The organism is Kocuria himachalensis (genome assembly GCF_054784195.1).
In genome coordinates this window covers 1-17783 of the sequence record NZ_BAAGPL010000015.1, presented here as the reverse complement: position 1 = coordinate 17783, position 17783 = coordinate 1, and the positions used below count along the sequence as shown (strand labels likewise).

Sequence of the window (17783 nt, the reverse complement as noted above, 5' to 3'; positions counted from 1 at the left end):
ACCAGCACAGCACCGACCCACGGCGCAGGAGAACCATGACCGACCCCAGTGACCCGACCCGCTACGAGACCGCCCAGCTGAAGGCGGGCACCCTGATGGAGGCCCTGCCATGGATCCAGCGCTACTCCGGGTCCGTGATGGTCTTCAAGTACGGCGGCAACGCCATGGTGTCCGAGCCGCTGCGGCAGGCCTTCGCGGAGGACATGGTGTTCCTGCGCCACGTCGGGATCAAACCGGTCGTGGTGCACGGCGGCGGGCCCCAGATCAACCGCATGCTGGAGCGGCTGGGGATCGAGTCGGAGTTCCGCGGCGGGCTGCGGGTCACGTCCAAGGAGGCCGTGGACGCCATCCGGATGGTGCTCACCGGGCAGGTCCAGCGCGAGCTCGTCTCCCTGCTCAACGCCACCGGCCCGTACGCCGTCGGGCTCTCGGGGGAGGACGCCGAGCTGTTCCGCGCGGTCCGCCGGGGCACCGTCGTGGACGGCGAGGAGGTGGACCTCGGTCACGTGGGCGAGGTCGTCGGCGTCAACCCCGAGCCCGTCACCCAGCTCCTCGAGGCCGGGCGGATCCCCGTCATCTCCTCCGTGGCGCCGGAGGTCGACGCGCACGGCCGCCCCACGGGGGAGATCCTCAACGTCAACGCGGACACCGCGGCCGCCGCGGTGGCCGTGGCCCTGCGCGCCGAGAAGTTCGTGGCCCTCACCGACGTCGAGGGCCTCTACGCGGACTGGCCCGACAAGGACTCGCTCATCGCGTCCCTCTCCGCCTCGGAGCTGCGCGCGATGCTCCCGGGCCTGCAGGCCGGCATGATCCCCAAGATGGAGGCGGCCCTGCGGGCCGTGGAGGGCGGGGCGCGCCGGGCGTCCATCGTCGACGGGCGCAGCCCGCACTCGTGCCTGCTCGAGATCTTCACCGACACCGGCATCGGCACCCAGCTCGTCCCCGACCACGGAGCATCGACATGACCGCCCAGCACACCGCCGCCCAGCACACCGCTTCCCGCTACTCCGCCCAGACCGCCCTGCTCGGCGAGTACGCCGACTCGCTGCTCGGCGTCTTCGGCAGCCCGTCGCTCGTGCTCACCCACGGCAAGGGCGCCGTGGTCACCGACGCCGACGGCCGGGACTACCTCGACCTGCTCGCGGGCATCGCCGTCAACGCCCTCGGCCACGCCCACCCGCGCTGGGTGGAGATCGTCTCCCGCCAGCTCGCTACCCTCGGCCACGTCTCCAACTTCTTCACCTCCCCCCAGCAGATCGCCCTCGCCGGGAAGCTGCTGTCCCTGGCCGGCGCGCCCGCGGGCTCCCACGTCTTCTTCGCGAACTCCGGGACCGAGGCCAACGAGGCCGCGTTCAAGCTCGCCCGCCGCCACGGCCACGAGCACCCCGGCCCGGACGGCCGGCCCCGCGGCACCGTCCTCGCCCTCGAGTCCGCCTTCCACGGCCGCACCATGGGCGCGCTCGCCCTGACCGCCAAGGAGGCCTACCGGGCGCCCTTCGAGCCCCTCCCGGGCGGGGTGCGGCACATCCCCGCGACGGTCGAGGCCCTCGAGGAGCACCTCGACGGGACCGTGGCCGCGCTGATCGTGGAGCCCGTCCAGGGCGAGGCCGGCGTGCGCGAGCTGCCGGAGGGCTACCTCCGGCGCGCCCGGGAGCTGACCCGCCGGCACGGCGCGCTGCTCGTCGTGGACGAGGTGCAGACCGGGATGGGCCGCACCGGCCGCTGGTTCGCCTCCTCCGCCGAGCTCACCGGCGACGACCTGCCGGACGCGATCACCCTGGCCAAGGGGCTCGGCGGCGGCTTCCCCATCGGTGCGATGCTGACCGTCGGCGCCGAGGTCTCCGCGCTGCTCGGCGCCGGCCAGCACGGCACCACGTTCGGCGGCAACCCGCCGGCCACCGCCGCGGGCCTCGCGACCGTCACCGTGATCGAGGAGGACGGCCTGCTGGAGCACGCCCGCACCGTGGGCGCCGTGCTCGGCGAGGGTCTGCGCGCGGTCCCCGGGATCGGCGACGTGCGCCAGCGCGGACTGCTCATCGGCGCCGACCTCGAGGTCCCCGAGGGGGCCACCGCGCCGTTCGGCCCCGCCGTGGTCGAGGCGGCCCGGGACGCCGGGTTCATCGTCAACGCGACCGGCCCCGGGACCCTGCGCCTGGCCCCGCCCCTGATCCTGACCGCCGAGCAGGCGCGCACCTTCCTCGACGCGCTCCCCGAGATCCTGCGCGCCGCCACCGCCGCCGTCACGGCCCCCGCCGCGACCGCGGCCGACACCCCGCCGAAAGAAGCATGAACCCGTCCATGACCCCCCGCCACTTCCTCGTCGACACCGACCTCTCGCAGCAGGAGCAGGCCGAGGTGCTCGAGCTCGCCGCCCGCCTCAAGGCCGACCGCTGGGCCCACCGGCCCTACGCGGGGCCGCAGACCGTGGCGGTGATCTTCGACAAGACGTCGACCCGCACCCGGGTCTCCTTCTCCGCCGGGATCGCCGACCTCGGCGGCAATCCACTGATGATCAACCCGGGGGAGTCGCAGCTGGGCAAGGAGAGCGTGGCGGACACCGCGCGCGTCTTCTCCCGCATGGTCTCGACCATCGTGTGGCGCACCTACGCCCAGTCCGGCCTGGAGGAGATGGCCGCGGCCTCGACCGTGCCCGTCGTCAACGGGCTCTCCGACGACTACCACCCGTGCCAGATCCTCGCGGACCTGCTCACGGTCCGGGAGCACCGGGGGAGCCTCGCCGGGCTCACCTTCGCCTATCTCGGGGACGCCGCCAACAACATGGCCCACTCCTACCTGCTGGGCGGGGCCACCGCCGGCATGCACGTGCGCGTCGCCGGCCCGGAGAGCCACCTCCCGGACCCGGCGGTGGTGCGGGCCGCCGAGGAGCGCGCCGAGCAGACCGGCGGGTCTGTGCGCGTGACCACCGACCCGGCCGAGGCGCTCGCCGGCGCGGACGTGGTCTGCACCGACACCTGGGTGTCCATGGGGCGGGAGGCGGAGACCGAGGCCCGGGCCCAGGTCTTCCGGGAGTACTCCGTGGACGCGGCGGCGATGGCCCGGGCCGCGCCCGGGGCGCTGTTCCTGCACTGCCTGCCCGCGTTCCGGGGCTCGGAGGTCGCGGCCGAGGTCATCGACGGCCCGCAGTCCGTCGTGTGGGACGAGGCGGAGAACCGGCTGCACGCCCAGAAGGCACTCCTCGTGTGGCTCATGGCCCGCTCCGGACGGTACGACCTGGACGCCGCCGACGCCCCCGCCGTCCCGGCATGAGCATCCCCGCCACCAAGACCGCGCGGCAGGCCCGGATCGTGGCCCTCGTGACCGGCGGGTCGATCCACTCCCAGGCCGAGCTGGCCAACCGGCTGGCCGAGGACGGCGTGCAGGTCACCCAGGCCACGCTCTCCCGCGACCTCGTGGAGCTCGGAGCGGTCCGGGTGCGCGACGGCTCCGGCGCCCTCGTCTACGCCGTTCCGCAGGCCGGGGCCGACCGCTCACCCGCCTCGGGGATCACCCAAGAGGTGCTCGACGCGCGCCTGGCCAGCCTGTGCCGCGAGCTGCTGGTGACCGCCGAGGCGAGCGCGAACCTCGTGGTGCTGCGCACCCCGCCGGGGGCCGCCCAGTACTTCGCGTCGGCCATCGACACGTCGGTGCTCCCCGCCGTCCTCGGCACCATCGCCGGCGACGACACGATCATGGTCGTGTGCCGGGAGGTCGACGGCGGCCACGCCGTGGCCCGCCGCCTCCTGGAGCTCGCCGAGTGAGGACCGGGCCCGGGCCCGCGGCCTGACCCCGGGCCGGGCACGGCCGGCCGCCGGGAGGCGGTGTGGTGCAATGTTCCCCACACGGTCCGCCCCGGTAGGAGCACCTTCATGCCGAACCTGGCGTCCCTGCTCGTCGACACGGCCGCCCGGCACCCCCGGCGCCCCACCGTGGTGCTCGACGACACCGTCCTCGGCTACGCCGAGCTCGACAACCTCTCGGCGCGGGCCGGAACCCTGCTGCGGAGCGCCGGCGTCCGTCCCGGCGACCGGGTCGCGCTCATCGCGCCGAACGTCCCGCACATGCCGATCGCCTACTACGGCATCCTGCGGGCCGGGTCCGTCGTGGTCCCGCTCAACCCGCTGCTGACGCCCCGCGAGCTCGCGCACCACTTCCAGGACGCCGAGGTCTCCGCGGTGGTGGTGTGGGAGACCATGGCCGGGGCCTGCCGCGAGGCGCTCGAGCGGCTGGGCCTCGAGGTGCCCGTGGTCGAGCTGTCGGCCGCCGGCACCCTCCAGCAGCTCGCGGGCGTGGAGCCGCTGCCCGGGCTCGAGCAGCGCGCGGCGCAGGACATGGCGGTGCGGCTCTACACGTCCGGCACCACGGGACGGCCCAAGGGGGTGATGCTCACCCACGACAACCTCCTCGGCAACGCCGAGATGGTCGTGGACCTCTTCCGGATCGTCCCCGAGGACGTGTTCTTCGGCGGCCTGCCCTTCTTCCACGTCTTCGGCCAGACCGTGGCGCTCAACGCGGTGGTCGCCGCCGGCGCCGCCGTGACCCTGCTCCCGCGCTTCGAGGACGTGTTCGCGGTCCGCCTCTACGAGGGCTACGGGCTGTCGGAGACGTCCCCGGTGGTCAGCTGCAACCAGCTCGACGGACCCGTCCGGCCGGGCTCCCTCGGCACGGCCGTCCCCGGTGCCCGGCTGCGCGTCCTCGACGACACGGAGGCGGAGGTCCCCACGGGGGAGGTGGGGGAGCTGGCCGTGGCGGGTCGCTACGTGATGGCCGGCTACTGGCGCCACCCGGAGGCCACGGCCGAGGTGGTCCGGGACGGCTGGTTCCGCACCGGGGACCTCGCCCGCATCGGCGACGTCGGCTGCGTCGTCATCGTGGACCGCAAGAAGGACATGATCCTGCGCGGCGGCTGCAACGTGTACCCCCGGGAGGTCGAGGAGGCGCTGTACGAGCACCCCGCGGTCGCCGAGGTCGCCGTGGTCGGGATCCCGGACGACGTGCAGGGCCAGGAGGTCGCGGCGTTCGTGGTGCTGACGGCCGAGGCCACCCCGGACGGAGAGCGCCTGGTGCCCGAGCTCCGGTCCTGGGTGCGCGAGCACGTGTCCTCCTACAAGCGTCCGCGGCTCTACCGGGTGGTGGACGCGCTGCCCCAGGGGCCCACCGGCAAGGTCCTCAAGCGCGAGGTGGAGCACCTCGCCTGAGCGGCGGGCAGGCCGGGGTCGCGCCCCGCGGACTCAGCGGGCCGCGTACTCCTCGAGGACGGGGACGAGGTCCGTGCGCTCGAAGACCCGGGCGAAGTCGAGGGCGGAGTGGGCGCCGGCCGTCTGCGAGGCCCCGGCCTCGAGCAGCGTCCGGACGATCGTCTCGTTGCCCCGGAAGACCGCGCTCATCAGGGCCGTCTGCCCGTTGTCGTTGACCCGGTCCGGGTCCGCCCCGGCCTCGAGCAGCGCCGCGACGGTCTTCTCGCGCTGGTGGTAGGCCGCGAGGACCAGCAGGGTGTCGCCCTTGCTGTTGGTGAGGTTCGCCGGGACGCCCGCGCGCACGGCCGGTAGGAGGTGCTCCGTGTCCCCCGTCCGTGCCATCTCGAACAGGGAGAGCACGTAGGCCATCTCCTCCTCGGTCAGCTGGGGGGTCGCCCGGTCCTGGGGCTCGGCGGGCTGCTGGGGGTTCTCGGTCACGGGTGGTCCTTCGCGCTCGGTCGGATGGTGCTCCTGCCGGCCAGTTTATCGGGGGGCGGGAGCCGCGACACGCGCCGCTCCGGAAGTACCCGGGTCTTGACGTTGCAGTAACCGACTGGCACGCTCGTGTGACACAGCTCACCCCTGCCCGTTCCTCGCGCCGGTGCCCGTGCACCGGGGATCCGGAGTGCCCCCATGACCAATCTCGCCACCCTGCTCACCGACACGGCCGCGGCCTCGCCGGAGTCCCGGGCCGTGGTCCTCGACGACAAGGTCCTGACCTACGGCGCCCTCGACGACCTGTCCGCGCGGGTCGCGTCGATGCTCGCCGCCACCGGCGTCGGACCGGGGGACCGGGTGGCCATGATCCTGCCGAACGTCACCCACATGCCGATCGCCTACTACGGGATCCTGCGCACGGGCGGCGTGGTCGTGCCCCTCAACCCCCTCCTCAGCCCCCGCGAGCTGGCGTACCACTTCGAGAACGCCGAGGTGTCACTGGTGCTCGTCTGGGAGGCCATGGCCGAGGCCACCCGCGCCGCGGTCACGGAACTGGACCGGGACGTCCGGGTGGTCGAGGTCTCGGCCGCCGGGACGCTGCAGGCCCTCGGGGAGGTCCCGCCGCGGCCCGACGTCGCGGACCGCGACGACGACGAGCCCGCCGTGCTGCTCTACACCTCCGGGACCACGGGCCGGCCCAAGGGTGCCGTCCTGACGCACCACAACCTGCGGACCAACGCGGAGCTGACCGCGAGCCTCTTCGACCTGGCACCCGGGGACGTCATGTTCGGGGCCCTGCCGTTCTTCCACGTGTTCGGCCAGACCGTCGCGCTCAACGGCGTCGTCCAGGCGGGGGCGACCGTCACGCTGCTGCCGCGCTTCGACCCCGCCAAGGCCCTGGAGATCCTGGTGCGGGACGAGGTCACGGTGTTCGCCGGGGTGCCGAGCATGTACGTCGCGCTGCTCGCCGCGGCGGACGGGGGCCCGGTCGAGCTGCCGCACCTGCGGGCCGGGGTCTCGGGCGGGTCCCCGCTGCCGGTCGAGGTCCTGGAGCGCTTCGAGAAGGTGTTCGGCGCGCCGATCTACGAGGGCTACGGCCTGTCCGAGACCTCCCCGGTGGTGTGCTTCAACCAGAAGGACCGGGGGCGCCGGCCGGGGTCGATCGGCACCGTGGTGCGGGGCGCGCAGCTGAAGGTCGTGGACGACCTCGGCGAGGAGGTCCCCGTCGGGGAGGTCGGCGAGCTCGTCGTGGCCGGGGAGTACGTGATGGCCGGCTACTGGCGCAACCCCGAGGCCACCGAGGCCGCGATCCGCGACGGCTGGTTCTCCACGGGGGATCTCGCCCGGGTGGACGAGGACGGCTTCTACTACATCGTGGACCGCAAGAAGGACATGGTCCTGCGCGGCGGCTACAACGTCTACCCCCGCGAGGTCGAGGAAGTGATCTACCAGTTCCCCGGCATCGCCGAGGCCGCGGTGGTCGGAGTGCCGGACGAGGCGATGGGCGAGGAGGTCGCCGCCGTCGTCGCCTTCCGCGACGTGCCCGAGGCGGAGCAGGACGCGAAGGTCGAGGAGCTGGACGCCTTCGTCCGCGAGCGCGTGGCCAGGTACAAGCACCCGCGCTACTACAAGGTGGTCGACGAGCTGCCGAAGGGCCCGACCGGCAAGATCCTCAAGCGCTCGCTCGACCTCGAGGGCGCCGGGCGCCGCGGCTGAGCCCGGACGCCCAGCACGCGCGAAGGGCCGGCCGCGGATCGCGGCCGGCCCTTCGCCGTCGTGCCGGCCAGTGAGGTGCCGGGCCCGCACGGGCTCCCGGGGGCCCGTGCGGGCCCCCGGGAGCTGCTGTCAGTTGGACATCATCGCGGGGCTCGCCTGCTGGGGCTCGCGCTCCACGGCCACGTGCTCGTTGGGCACGCAGTGGGTCATGGTGAGACCCTCCACGTCCCGCGGGCCGTTGTTGCCGAGGTTGGCCACGCGCTGCAGCTCCTCCTCGGACAGGCGCTGGGTGGGCAGCGGTCCCAGGTCGCGCACGTCCTCGAGGGAGACGCCGATGCCGTCGCCCACGCGGCGGCCCATCTCGTCGTCGACCATGAAGAAGTGCCAGACCATGCGCTCCTGGATCGGGCGGTCACACTGGGACAGGGCGCCGACCAGGTTGGCGATCAGCTCCTCCTTCTCCCAGTCCTCCTGGAGCTGGAAGCGCTCGCCGGCCTGCTTGTAGTCGTTGGTCCGCTCGATCCGCGCCTGGGTGAGGCGGCCGTTGATCTCGGGGCCGACCGACGAGTGGAAGCCCTCGTCCTTCGGGGTCTCCTGCACGCCGCCGGTGATGGACGGCTCGTAGTTCACGTGCGGGTTCTGGCCCGGGGCGTGGTCCACGTGGTACGCCATTTGGCCGTCGCGCTGGTTGGTGGCGACCTTGGCCTTCGGCGCGTTGACCGGCAGCTGCAGGTAGTTCGGGCCCACGCGGTAGCGCTGGGTGTCCGAGTAGGAAAAGGTGCGGCCCACGAGCATCTTGTCGTCGGAGAACTCCAGGCCGTCCACCAGCACGCCGGTGCCGAAGGCGATCTGCTCGTTCTCCGCGAAGAAGTTCTCCGGGTTGCGGTTCAGCACCATGCGCCCGACCGGCTTCGGCGGGAACAGCTCCTCCGGCCACACCTTGGTGTCGTCCAGCGGGTCGAAGTCCAGCTCGGGGTGGTCGTGGTCCTCCATGACCTGGACCTGCAGCTCCCACTCGGGGTAGTCGCCGGCCTCGATCGCGTCGTAGAGGTCCTTGGTGTGCGAGCCCAGGGTCTGGGCCTGGATGTTCGCCGCGTCCTCGGAGGTCAGTGACTTCACGCCCTGCTTCGGGATCCAGTGGTACTTCACGAGCACGGACTCACCGGCCGTGTTGACCCACTTGTAGGTGTTCACGCCGAAGCCCTGCTGGTGGCGGTAGTCCGCCGGGATCCCGCGCGGGGAGAACAGGATCGTGATCATGTGCATCGCCTCGGGCGACTGGCTCCAGAAGTCGAAGGCGCGGTTGGCGACCCCTGCCTCGAAGTTCACGGGGTCCGGCTTCTGGGAGTGGATGAAGTCCGGGAACTTGATGGCGTCACGGATGAAGAAGACGCCGAGGTTGTTGCCGACGAGGTCCCAGTTGCCGTCCTCGGTGTAGAACTTCACGGCGAAGCCGCGCGGGTCGCGGGCGACCTCGGAGGAGTCGCGGCCGCCGGCCACGGTGGAGAAGCGCAGGGCGACGTCGGTGCGCTTGCCGGCCTCCTGGAAGAGCTTGGCGCGGGTGTACTTGGCGATGGGCTCGTCGCCGTACGCGCCGTAGGCCTCGAAGTAGCCGAACGCGGTGGTGCCGCGGGCGTGGACCACGCGCTCGGGGATGCGCTCGCGGTCGAAGTGGCTCATCTTCTCGAGGAACGCGTAGTTCTCGAGGGTCGCGGGGCCGCGCGAGCCGATGGTGCGGGTGTTCTGGTTGTCGTAGACCGGGTGGCCCTGGCGCGTGGTGAGGGTCTGTTCGGGAACGTTCGTCATGGGGTTCCTCTCGGGATAGGGACCGGGTGTGCAGGACGGCCGGGACGCGTGGCCCCCGCCGTTCCGGGTGTGGTCGTTCGGTACGGATCACACCCGGCCCCAGTATGTCGGAAGGGGCGTGCTATTGCTAGCTATTCATAATTGAGGAGTGGCGCACCGTGCCGGCGCAGGTCGGGGGCGGGTCGGGGTGCTGCTGCGGAGGCGCGCTCCCGGTCGACCGCCGTGCGCGGCGGCGTCGGAGCCGTCCTCGGGGTGGTCCGCGCGGTATGCATAAATACAAGTAAGCGTGTATAGTCATGCACAGAAGGCGGGGCCACGTCGTGGCGCCCGGACCACCGACGAAGGAGAACACCGTGACCGAGCGTGTTGTGCTGGCCTACTCCGGAGGACTCGACACCTCCGTGGCCATCGGCTGGATCGGCGAGGCGACGGGGGCCGAGGTCATCGCCGTGGCCGTCGACGTCGGGCAGGGCGGGGAGGACCTGGAGACCATCCGGCAGCGCGCCCTGGACTGCGGCGCCGTCGAGGCCTACGTGGCCGACGCCCGCGACGAGTTCGCCGCGGAGTACTGCATGCCGGCACTGCAGGCGAACGCGCTGTACATGGACGCCTATCCCGTGGTCTCCGCGCTGTCCCGCCCGGTGATCGTCAAGCACCTCGTGGCCGCCGCCAAGCGGTTCGGCGCCTCCACCGTGGCCCACGGCTGCACGGGCAAGGGCAACGACCAGGTCCGCTTCGAGGTGGGCATCCAGACGCTGGGCCCCGAGCTCAAGTGCATCGCCCCGGTCCGCGACCTCGCCCTGACCCGCGACAAGGCCATCAACTACGCCGAGAAGCACCACCTGCCGATCGCCACGACCAAGAAGAACCCCTTCTCGATCGACCAGAACGTGTGGGGCCGTGCCGTGGAGACCGGGTTCCTCGAGGACATCTGGAACGCCCCCACCAAGGACGTCTACGACTACACGGACGACCCCACGTTCCCGCCGCCGGCCGACGAGGTCGTGATCAGCTTCAAGGGCGGCATCCCCGTGGCCCTCGACGGCCAGCCCGTCACGCCGCTGCAGGCGATCCAGGAGATGAACCGGCGCGCCGGGGCCCAGGGCGTGGGCCGGATCGACATCGTCGAGGACCGGCTCGTGGGCATCAAGTCCCGCGAGGTCTACGAGGCCCCCGGCGCCATGGCCCTCATCGCCGCGCACCGGGAGCTGGAGAACGTGACGGTCGAGCGCGAGCAGGCCCGCTTCAAGCGGATGGCCACCCAGCGGTGGACCGAGCTCGTCTACGACGGCCAGTGGTTCTCCCCGCTCAAGCAGTCCCTCGACGCGTTCATCCAGGACACCCAGAAGTACGTGGACGGCGACATCCGGATGACCCTGCACGCCGGACAGGCCACGGTCACCGGCCGCCGCTCGAACACCTCCCTGTACGACTTCAACCTCGCCACCTACGACGAGGGCGACGAGTTCGACCAGTCCCAGGCCCGCGGGTTCATCGAGCTGTTCGGCATGTCCTCGAAGGTCGCGGCGTCCCGCGAGCAGCGGCTCGCGGCCGGGGGCAACTAGCCCCGGAGCACGTAGGCTCGTCCGCAGCAGGAACGGGCACGACGGCGGAGGGCCCCATCCCGGCGGTGGGGCCCTCCGCCCACGCCCGGCCGACCGACCCCGACGGACCCCACGAGGAGAGACATGGCGCAGCAGGACAAGCACGGGACCAACGAGGGCGCGCTCTGGGGCGGGCGCTTCGCCGGGAGACCGGCCGACGCCCTCGCGGCCCTCAGCAAGTCGACGGACTTCGACTGGCGGCTGGCCCCCTACGACATCGCGGGCTCCCGCGCGCACGCCCGGGTGCTGCACGCGGCGGGACTGCTGAGCGCCGACGAGCTGGAGGGCATGATCACGGCCCTCGACCGGCTCGAGGCCGACGTGCGCTCCGGCGCCTACGCCCCCGCGCCCTCGGACGAGGACGTCCACGGCTCCCTCGAGAAGGGCCTCATCGAGCGGGCCGGACCCGAGCTCGGCGGCAAGCTCCGCGCCGGACGGTCCCGCAACGACCAGATCGCGACCCTCGGGCGGATGTACCTGCGCGACCACGCCGCGATCATCGCCCGCAACGTGCTCGACGTCGTGCGGGCCCTCCTGGAGCAGGCGAAGGCCCACCCGGAGGCCCCGATGCCCGGGCGCACCCACCTCCAGCACGCCCAGCCGGTGCTGCTGTCCCACCACCTGCTCGCCCACGCCTGGGCGATGCTGCGGGACGTCCAGCGCCTCGTCGACTGGGACGCCCGCGCGGCGGTCTCCCCGTACGGCTCGGGGGCGCTCGCCGGGTCCTCGCTCGGCCTGGACCCCGCCGCCGTCGCCGCCGAGCTGGGCTTCGACTCCGCCGTGCACAACTCCATCGACGGCACCGCGGCCCGGGACGTCTACGCCGAGTTCTCCTGGGTGACCGCGATGATCGCCGTGGACATGTCCCGGATCTCCGAGGAGATCACGACGTGGGCCACCAAGGAGTTCTCGTTCGTCACCCTCGACGACGCCTTCTCCACCGGGTCCTCGATCATGCCGCAGAAGAAGAACCCGGACATCGCCGAGCTCGCCCGCGGCAAGGCCGGCCGGCTGATCGGCGACCTCACCGGGCTGCTGGCCACCCTCAAGGGCCTGCCGCTGGCCTACAACCGGGACCTCCAGGAGGACAAGGAGCCCGTCTTCGACGCGATCGACCAGCTCGAGGTGCTGCTGCCCGCGGTCGCGGGGATGATCGCCACCCTCGACTTCAACACGGAGCGCATGGCCGAGCTCGCTCCGCAGGGCTTCGCCCTCGCCACGGACGTCGCCGAGTGGCTCGTGCGCCAGGGCGTGCCCTTCCGGGACGCGCACGAGGTCGCCGGGGACGCGGTGCGGGTCTGCGAGCAGCGCGGGATCGAGCTGTGGGACCTCTCCGACGAGGACTTCGCCGCGATCTCCGACCGGCTCACCCCCGGCGTGCGCGAGGTGCTCACCGTGGCGGGCTCGCTGGCCTCGCGCAGCGCCCAGGGCGGCACGGCGCCGTCGGCCGTGGCCGCGCAGATCGGCGAGCTCGAGCGCCAGGTGGCCGAGGCCGCAGAGTTCTCGCGGCGGGCCCCGGTCGTCGCCGGATGAGCGGGGGCGGGCCCGTCACCGGGCCGGCGCTGCGCGAGCTGCTCTCCCGGCCGGCTCCCGAGGTCGCCCCGCGGCTGCTCGGCGGCCTGTTCGGCCACCGGACCGGTGAGGGCACCGTGGTCCTGCGGATCACGGAGGTCGAGGCCTACGGCGGGCCGGACGGCTCCGACCTGCCGGACCCCGGGGCGCACACGTGGCGCGGGCGGACGGCGCGCAACGCCTCGATGTTCGGACCGCCGGGCCACGTCTACGTGTACTTCACGTACGGGATGCACCACGCGGTGAACCTGGTCTGCCGCCCCGAGGGGACCGCCGGCGGATGCCTGCTCCGCGCCGGCGAGGTCGTCGAGGGCGTGGAACTGGCCCGCGCCCGCCGGGCCGCGGGCCGGGCCGGCCCGGTGCCCGACGCCGCGCTGGCCCGGGGACCGGGCAACCTCGCCAAGGCCCTGGGCCTCGACCTGACCCACGACGGCGCCCCGCTCGCCGCGGGGCAGGCCGCCGCGGCACCGGGCTTCTTCCTGCGGCTGGACGGACCGGGGAGCGGCGCGGACGCCGGTCGCGGCCCGCGCACCGGGGTGTCCGGGCCCGGCGGGACCCCCGAGTTCCCCTGGCGGTGGTGGCTCCCCGGTGAGCCCTCCGTCTCCCCGTACCGCCCGGCCGCCCCGCGCCGGCGCCGCTGAGCCCGCGAGGTCCGGGCGGATAGCATGAGCGACGTGACTGAATCCGTTGAGCAGATGATCGAGCGCCTGTGCGTGAAGATCCCCGACTACCCGGAGCCGGGGGTCCTCTTCCGCGACCTGACGCCCCTGTTCGCGGACGGCGCCGGCTTCCGGCGGACCGTCGACGCCCTGGCCGACGCCTTCCGCGGCCAGTTCGACTACGTGGCCGGCATCGAGGCCCGCGGCTTCCTCATGGCCGGGGCCGTGGCCTACGCGACGGGCGTGGGCCTCATCCCGGTGCGCAAGGCCGGGAAGCTGCCGCGGGAGACCTTCCGCGAGGAGTACGTCCTGGAGTACGGCTCGGCGGTGCTGGAGATCCACACCGACGACGTCCCCCGCGGCGCCCGCGTGCTCGTGCTCGACGACATCCTCGCGACCGGCGGCACCCTCGGGGCCACGGCGCAGCTGCTGCACCGGGCCGGGCTGCACGTCGCCGGGTTCGGGCTGATCATGGAGCTCACCGACCTGCGCGGCCGCAGCCAGCTCGGCGGCCACCGTGTCCGGGCCCTGTACCGCGTCTGACCTGCCACGTCGTCCCGGGCGTTGCTCCTGTTACGCAACGCACGGCCGCGCGACCGTGGGATCGCGGTCCGTACCGGTAGAATCGATGGTCTGTTCGATCCGGAACGAGGTGTCCACCCATGGCAGAGACCGTCGCCACGATGGCGGCTGAGCAACTGGCTGTCGAGCGCGCGTACGTCGCGATGCTCTACGACCGGCTCGACGAGCTCCGGGCCGAGAAGACCGCGGAGCTCGCGGCCGTACGGCGCAGCGAGTCGTTCGGCAACCACCAGAACCGCGCGGAGCGGGACGCGTTCGCGTCCCACTACGAGGACCGGCTCGCCCAGCTCGAGGCCGTCGACCACCGGCTCGTCTTCGGCCGCCTGGACGGCCAGGACGGCGACCGCCGCTACGTCGGGCGCATCGGCCTGGCCACCGCGGACCACCAGCGGCTGATGGTGGACTGGCGCGCCCGCGAGGCCGCCGCCTTCTACCAGGCCACCGCGCAGAACCCCATGGGCATCCGGCGCCGCCGCCACCTCATCCTCGAGGGCCGCGACGTCGCCGCCCTCGAGGACGACGTCCTGGACCCGGACATGCTCGAGGACGAGGGCGTGCTCCACGGGGAGGGCGCCCTGCTCGCGGCCCTGAACCAGAAGCGCACCGGGCGGATGTCGGACATCGTGGCGACCATCCAGGCCGAGCAGGACAAGATCATCCGCGCCCCGCTGCCGGGCGTGCGCGTGGTGCAGGGCGGGCCCGGCACCGGCAAGACCGCCGTGGCGCTGCACCGGGCGGCGTACCTGCTCTACGAGCACCGGGAACGGCTGCGCAAGGCCGGGGTGCTGATCGTCGGTCCGTCGTCGTCGTTCATGTGGTACATCGAGCGGGTGCTGCCGGCGCTCGGGGAGACCGGCGTGGTGATGTCGTCCCTGTCTGAGCTGTTCCCGGGCGTGGTGGCGGTCCCCGAACGCGATCCGCAGACGGCCCGGCTCAAGTCCGGCCTCGACATGGCCGAGGTCGTCGCCCGCGCCGTGCGGGACCGGCAGAAGGTCCCGGCGGCGGACCAGGTCCTGCGCGTCGACACCCACCGCGTGACCCTGACCCCGCGCACGGTCAAGCGCGCCCGGGACAAGGCCCGCGCCACCGGGAAGCCGCACAACGAGGCGCGCAACACCTTCGTGAAGATCGCGCTGCGGGAGCTCACCGAGCAGCTGGGCGAGCACCTCAACACCACCAGCGGCAACGTCATGGACCGCTCCTACCTCGCGGAGGACATCCGGCAGTCCCGGGACGTGCGGATCGCGCTCAACCTCGCGTGGATGCCGATGTCGCCCCAGAGCCTCGTCGGCCAGCTGTTCAGCAAGCGGCACTACCTCGAGTCCGCCGCCCCGCACCTGGACGCCGCGCAGGTCGACGCCCTGCTGCGCCCGGCCGACGCCCCGTTCACCGTGGCGGACGTGCCGCTGCTGGACGAGGCCGCCGAGCTGCTGGGCGACCTCGACGAGGCCGGGGTGCGCCGGCGGGCCGAGGCGGACCGGGAGCACCGCAAGGCCACGGACAACGCCGAGCACGCGCTGGTGAACATGCACCAGAGCCTCGAGGACGTCGGGGCGGACGGCATCGTGACCGCCGCCCAGCTCACGGACTTCAACGCGGTGACCCAGCACCGGATGACCGCCGCGGAGGCCGCGACCGCGGACCGCACCTGGGCCTACGGGCACGTCGTCGTCGACGAGGCCCAGGAGCTCTCGCCGATGCAGTGGCGCGTGCTCATGCGCCGGTGCCCCATGAAGTCGTTCACCGTGGTCGGCGACATCGCCCAGGCGGGCTCGGCCACCGCCGCCCGCAGCTGGCAGGACGCCCTCGACCCCTTCGTGGGGGAGCGGTTCGTCCTCGACGAGCTCACGGTCAACTACCGCACCCCCGCCGAGATCGCCGAAGCCGCGGTCGACGTCGCCCGGGCCGCCGGCCTGGACATCTCCGCCCCGCGGGCCGTCCGCGAGGGCGAGCCGCCGATCGTGCAGCGCGTGGCCGCCGAGGACGTGGTCGAGGGCGTCCTCGACCAGGTGCGCACCGAGCTCGAGCTCGTCAACGGCGGGCTCGTGGCCGTGATCGTGCCCGAGGACCGCGTGCAGGAGATCGGCACGGCGCTCGCCCGAGCCCTGCCCGGGCTCGTGGGCGCGGGAGTCCGCCGGCTGGACCGGCAGGTCGTGGTGCTCTCCGCGTGGGACGCCAAGGGTCTGGAGTTCGACTCGGTGGTGGTCGTCGAACCGCAGGCGCTCGTCGAGGAGGTCGGCGGCGGGGTGGGCAACCTCTACGTGGCCATGACCCGGCCCACCCAGCGGTTGCGCGTCGTCGCGGCCCGGCCGCTTCCGACGGGCCTCGACCGGTTCTGAGACCGGGGCACCGGAGGCACCGGGACGCGGAGGAGGAACCCCTCCGCGTCCTGGTACCTTGGAATCCGTGTCGAACGCAATAGACCTGGACTCCCAGCACAACGATCCGTCCTTCGCCACCGTGTGGCAGGAGCTGCAGTGGCGCGGCCTCGTGCACGTGTCGACCGACGAGGCGGCCCTCGAGAGGTCGCTCGCGGAGGAGAAGGTCACCTACTACTGCGGGTTCGACCCCACGGCGGCGTCCCTGCACCTCGGGCACCTGGTGCAGCTGCTGCTCATGCGCCGGCTCCAGCTCGCCGGTCACCACCCGATCGGGCTCGTGGGCGGGTCCACCGGTCTGATCGGGGACCCCCGGCAGACCTCCGAGCGGGTCCTGAACTCCCGGGAGACCGTCGCGCAGTGGGTCGGGCTGCTGCGCGCCCAGGTCGAGCGGTTCCTCTCCTTCGAGGGCGAGAACCGGGCCGTCATGGTCAACAACCTGGACTGGACCTCCCAGTTGTCGGCCATCGACTTCCTGCGCGACATCGGCAAGCACTTCCGCGTCGGCACGATGATCAAGAAGGACATCGTGGCCAAGCGGCTGAACTCGGAGGAGGGGATCTCCTACACCGAGTTCAGCTACCAGATCCTGCAGGGCCTGGACTACCTGAACCTCTACCGCGACCACGGGTGCACCCTGCAGACCGGCGGCTCGGACCAGTGGGGGAACCTGACCTCCGGAACCGACCTGATCCGCAAGGTCGAGGGGGTGTCCGTGCACGCCGTGGGCACCCCGCTGATCACCAACTCGGACGGCACGAAGTTCGGCAAGTCCGAGGGCAACGCCGTGTGGCTGGACCCGGAGCTCACCTCGCCGTACGCCTTCTACCAGTTCTGGCTCAACACGGCCGACGCGGACGTGGTCGACCGGCTCAAGGTCTTCACCTTCCTCACCCGCGACGAGATCGAGGAGCTGGCGCGCTCGGTCGAGGAGGAGCCCTACAAGAGGCAGGCCCAGAAGGTGCTCGCCTGGGAGGTCAACTCTCTGGTGCACGGGATCGAGGCGACCGAGAAGGCGATCGCGGCCTCGGCCGCCGTCTTCGGTCGGGGCGAGCTCACGGAGCTCGACGAGCAGACCCTGGACTCGGTGGCCCGCGAGCTGCCCGGCGCCAGCGTGGCCTCCGGCCCGCTGCAGGTCGCCGACCTCCTCGTGGCCACCGGGCTGTCCGAGTCGAAGTCCGCCGCGCGCCGGACCCTCAAGGAGGGCGGTGCCTACGTCAACAACGAGAAGGTTGTCGGCGAGGACGCAGAGCTCGGCCCCGACCAGCTCCTGCACGGTCGGTGGGCGCTGCTGCGCCGGGGCAAGAAGCACCTCGCCGCCGTGACCGTGGAGGCCTGATCCGAGGGTCGATCCGCCCACCACCCCCGTCCGGGAACCTGGCTTGCAGGCCCCTGGGCGGGGGTGTAGTGTTCATCGAGTCGTCAGGCAGGGCCGAGAGGCCGGCGGACGACAACACCGCAAAGAGCAGCAGGACCGACAGGTGCTGCCTAGTTCATGCGGGAGCGACCGTTCAGATCGGTCCGGACTCGGGACAACGCAAGTTGACACGCCGAGAACGGACTGCGTAGGATGGTCGAGCTGCCTGAGGCGGGGAACGAAGTTCCGACGCAGAGGGCACTGAAAATTTCCAACACGGTTTCCGGGTGTGGTGCCTGGTTGCTGGTCTGTTGTTTGAGAACTCAATAGTGTGCCATGTTTGTTGATACCGGATGTTTTATTCGGTTGATTGGTTGTCGTCGCCTCGCCTCCGTGGGGTGGTGGCAGCATTTTCAGCCGGGGTTCGATGTTTTCGT

At 72.3% G+C, this 17783-nt stretch carries 14 protein-coding genes; 12 read left to right on the top strand and 2 right to left on the bottom strand.

Going from position 1 to position 17783, the window contains the following annotated elements:
- Nucleotides 1–35: 35 nt before the first annotated feature.
- The 5 genes from argB (at nucleotide 36) to ACYVM4_RS09310 (ending at nucleotide 5195) form a co-directional block, all read left to right on the top strand.
- Nucleotides 36–965, top strand: a complete 930-nt coding sequence (gene argB / locus ACYVM4_RS09330) for an acetylglutamate kinase (RefSeq protein ID WP_368820603.1) — start codon at nucleotides 36–38, stop codon at nucleotides 963–965.
- Nucleotides 962–2290 carry an acetylornithine transaminase gene (locus ACYVM4_RS09325; protein ID WP_460668345.1) on the top strand — a complete coding sequence of 443 codons (1329 nt, stop codon included), beginning with the start codon at nucleotides 962–964 and terminating at the stop codon, nucleotides 2288–2290. The genes argB and ACYVM4_RS09325 overlap by 4 nt, the downstream gene beginning before the upstream one ends.
- An 8-nt stretch (nucleotides 2291–2298) precedes the next feature.
- Entirely contained in the window at nucleotides 2299–3267 is a 969-nt protein-coding gene (gene argF / locus ACYVM4_RS09320; RefSeq protein ID WP_460668344.1) for an ornithine carbamoyltransferase, read from the top strand.
- On the top strand, nucleotides 3264–3758 hold the full coding sequence (locus tag ACYVM4_RS09315) for an arginine repressor (RefSeq protein WP_460668343.1): 495 nt from the start codon (nucleotides 3264–3266) through the stop codon (nucleotides 3756–3758). Before argF ends, ACYVM4_RS09315 begins: the two co-directional genes overlap by 4 nt.
- Before the next feature lie 108 nt (nucleotides 3759–3866).
- A complete protein-coding gene (locus ACYVM4_RS09310) occupies nucleotides 3867–5195 on the top strand; it encodes an AMP-binding protein (protein WP_460668342.1) in 1329 nt (442 codons plus the stop codon).
- A gap of 33 nt (nucleotides 5196–5228) precedes the next feature.
- Here ACYVM4_RS09310 and ACYVM4_RS09305 read toward each other — a convergent pair whose 3' ends face one another.
- Nucleotides 5229–5672, bottom strand: coding sequence for an ankyrin repeat domain-containing protein (locus ACYVM4_RS09305; RefSeq protein ID WP_460668341.1), 444 nt, complete (start codon nucleotides 5670–5672; stop codon nucleotides 5229–5231).
- A gap of 195 nt (nucleotides 5673–5867) precedes the next feature.
- On the opposite strand from ACYVM4_RS09305, the gene ACYVM4_RS09300 reads away from it, so the two are divergent.
- Entirely contained in the window at nucleotides 5868–7388 is a 1521-nt protein-coding gene (locus tag ACYVM4_RS09300; protein ID WP_460668340.1) for a long-chain-fatty-acid--CoA ligase, read from the top strand.
- A 129-nt stretch (nucleotides 7389–7517) separates the two neighbouring features.
- On the opposite strand, the gene ACYVM4_RS09295 is transcribed toward ACYVM4_RS09300, so the two are convergent.
- Entirely contained in the window at nucleotides 7518–9194 is a 1677-nt protein-coding gene (locus ACYVM4_RS09295) for a catalase (RefSeq protein WP_368820591.1), read from the bottom strand.
- Nucleotides 9195–9547: 353 nt separating this feature from the next.
- Between ACYVM4_RS09295 and ACYVM4_RS09290 the strand changes: the two genes are divergently transcribed.
- The 6 genes from ACYVM4_RS09290 to tyrS all read left to right on the top strand — a co-directional run bounded on the left by ACYVM4_RS09290 (nucleotide 9548) and on the right by tyrS (nucleotide 17328).
- A complete protein-coding gene (locus ACYVM4_RS09290) occupies nucleotides 9548–10759 on the top strand; it encodes an argininosuccinate synthase (RefSeq protein ID WP_460668339.1) in 1212 nt (403 codons plus the stop codon).
- A 123-nt stretch (nucleotides 10760–10882) separates the two neighbouring features.
- On the top strand, nucleotides 10883–12331 hold the full coding sequence (gene argH, locus ACYVM4_RS09285) for an argininosuccinate lyase (RefSeq protein WP_460668338.1): 1449 nt from the start codon (nucleotides 10883–10885) through the stop codon (nucleotides 12329–12331).
- Nucleotides 12328–13011 carry a DNA-3-methyladenine glycosylase gene (locus ACYVM4_RS09280; RefSeq protein WP_460668337.1) on the top strand — a complete coding sequence of 228 codons (684 nt, stop codon included), beginning with the start codon at nucleotides 12328–12330 and terminating at the stop codon, nucleotides 13009–13011. Before argH ends, ACYVM4_RS09280 begins: the two co-directional genes overlap by 4 nt.
- 54 nt (nucleotides 13012–13065) lie before the next feature.
- On the top strand, nucleotides 13066–13572 hold the full coding sequence (locus ACYVM4_RS09275; protein ID WP_197412660.1) for an adenine phosphoribosyltransferase: 507 nt from the start codon (nucleotides 13066–13068) through the stop codon (nucleotides 13570–13572).
- Between the two features lie 119 nt (nucleotides 13573–13691).
- Nucleotides 13692–15950, top strand: a complete 2259-nt coding sequence (locus ACYVM4_RS09270; RefSeq protein WP_460668336.1) for a HelD family protein — start codon at nucleotides 13692–13694, stop codon at nucleotides 15948–15950.
- Between the two features lie 67 nt (nucleotides 15951–16017).
- Nucleotides 16018–17328 (top strand): tyrosine--tRNA ligase, encoded by a 1311-nt coding sequence (gene tyrS, locus ACYVM4_RS09265; protein WP_460668335.1) that lies wholly within the window; start codon nucleotides 16018–16020, stop codon nucleotides 17326–17328.
- Nucleotides 17329–17783: the final 455 nt, after the last annotated feature.

Coding starts and splice junctions, on each gene's coding strand:
- argB (WP_368820603.1), top strand. CDS start 36: ATGACCGACCCCAGTGACCCGACCCGCTACGAGACCGCCCAGCTGAAG.
- ACYVM4_RS09325 (WP_460668345.1), top strand. CDS start 962: ATGACCGCCCAGCACACCGCCGCCCAGCACACCGCTTCCCGCTACTCC.
- argF (WP_460668344.1), top strand. CDS start 2,299: ATGACCCCCCGCCACTTCCTCGTCGACACCGACCTCTCGCAGCAGGAG.
- ACYVM4_RS09315 (WP_460668343.1), top strand. CDS start 3,264: ATGAGCATCCCCGCCACCAAGACCGCGCGGCAGGCCCGGATCGTGGCC.
- ACYVM4_RS09310 (WP_460668342.1), top strand. CDS start 3,867: ATGCCGAACCTGGCGTCCCTGCTCGTCGACACGGCCGCCCGGCACCCC.
- ACYVM4_RS09300 (WP_460668340.1), top strand. CDS start 5,868: ATGACCAATCTCGCCACCCTGCTCACCGACACGGCCGCGGCCTCGCCG.
- ACYVM4_RS09295 (WP_368820591.1), bottom strand. CDS start 9,194: ATGACGAACGTTCCCGAACAGACCCTCACCACGCGCCAGGGCCACCCG.
- argH (WP_460668338.1), top strand. CDS start 10,883: ATGGCGCAGCAGGACAAGCACGGGACCAACGAGGGCGCGCTCTGGGGC.
- ACYVM4_RS09280 (WP_460668337.1), top strand. CDS start 12,328: ATGAGCGGGGGCGGGCCCGTCACCGGGCCGGCGCTGCGCGAGCTGCTC.
- ACYVM4_RS09275 (WP_197412660.1), top strand. CDS start 13,066: ATGATCGAGCGCCTGTGCGTGAAGATCCCCGACTACCCGGAGCCGGGG.
- ACYVM4_RS09270 (WP_460668336.1), top strand. CDS start 13,692: ATGGCAGAGACCGTCGCCACGATGGCGGCTGAGCAACTGGCTGTCGAG.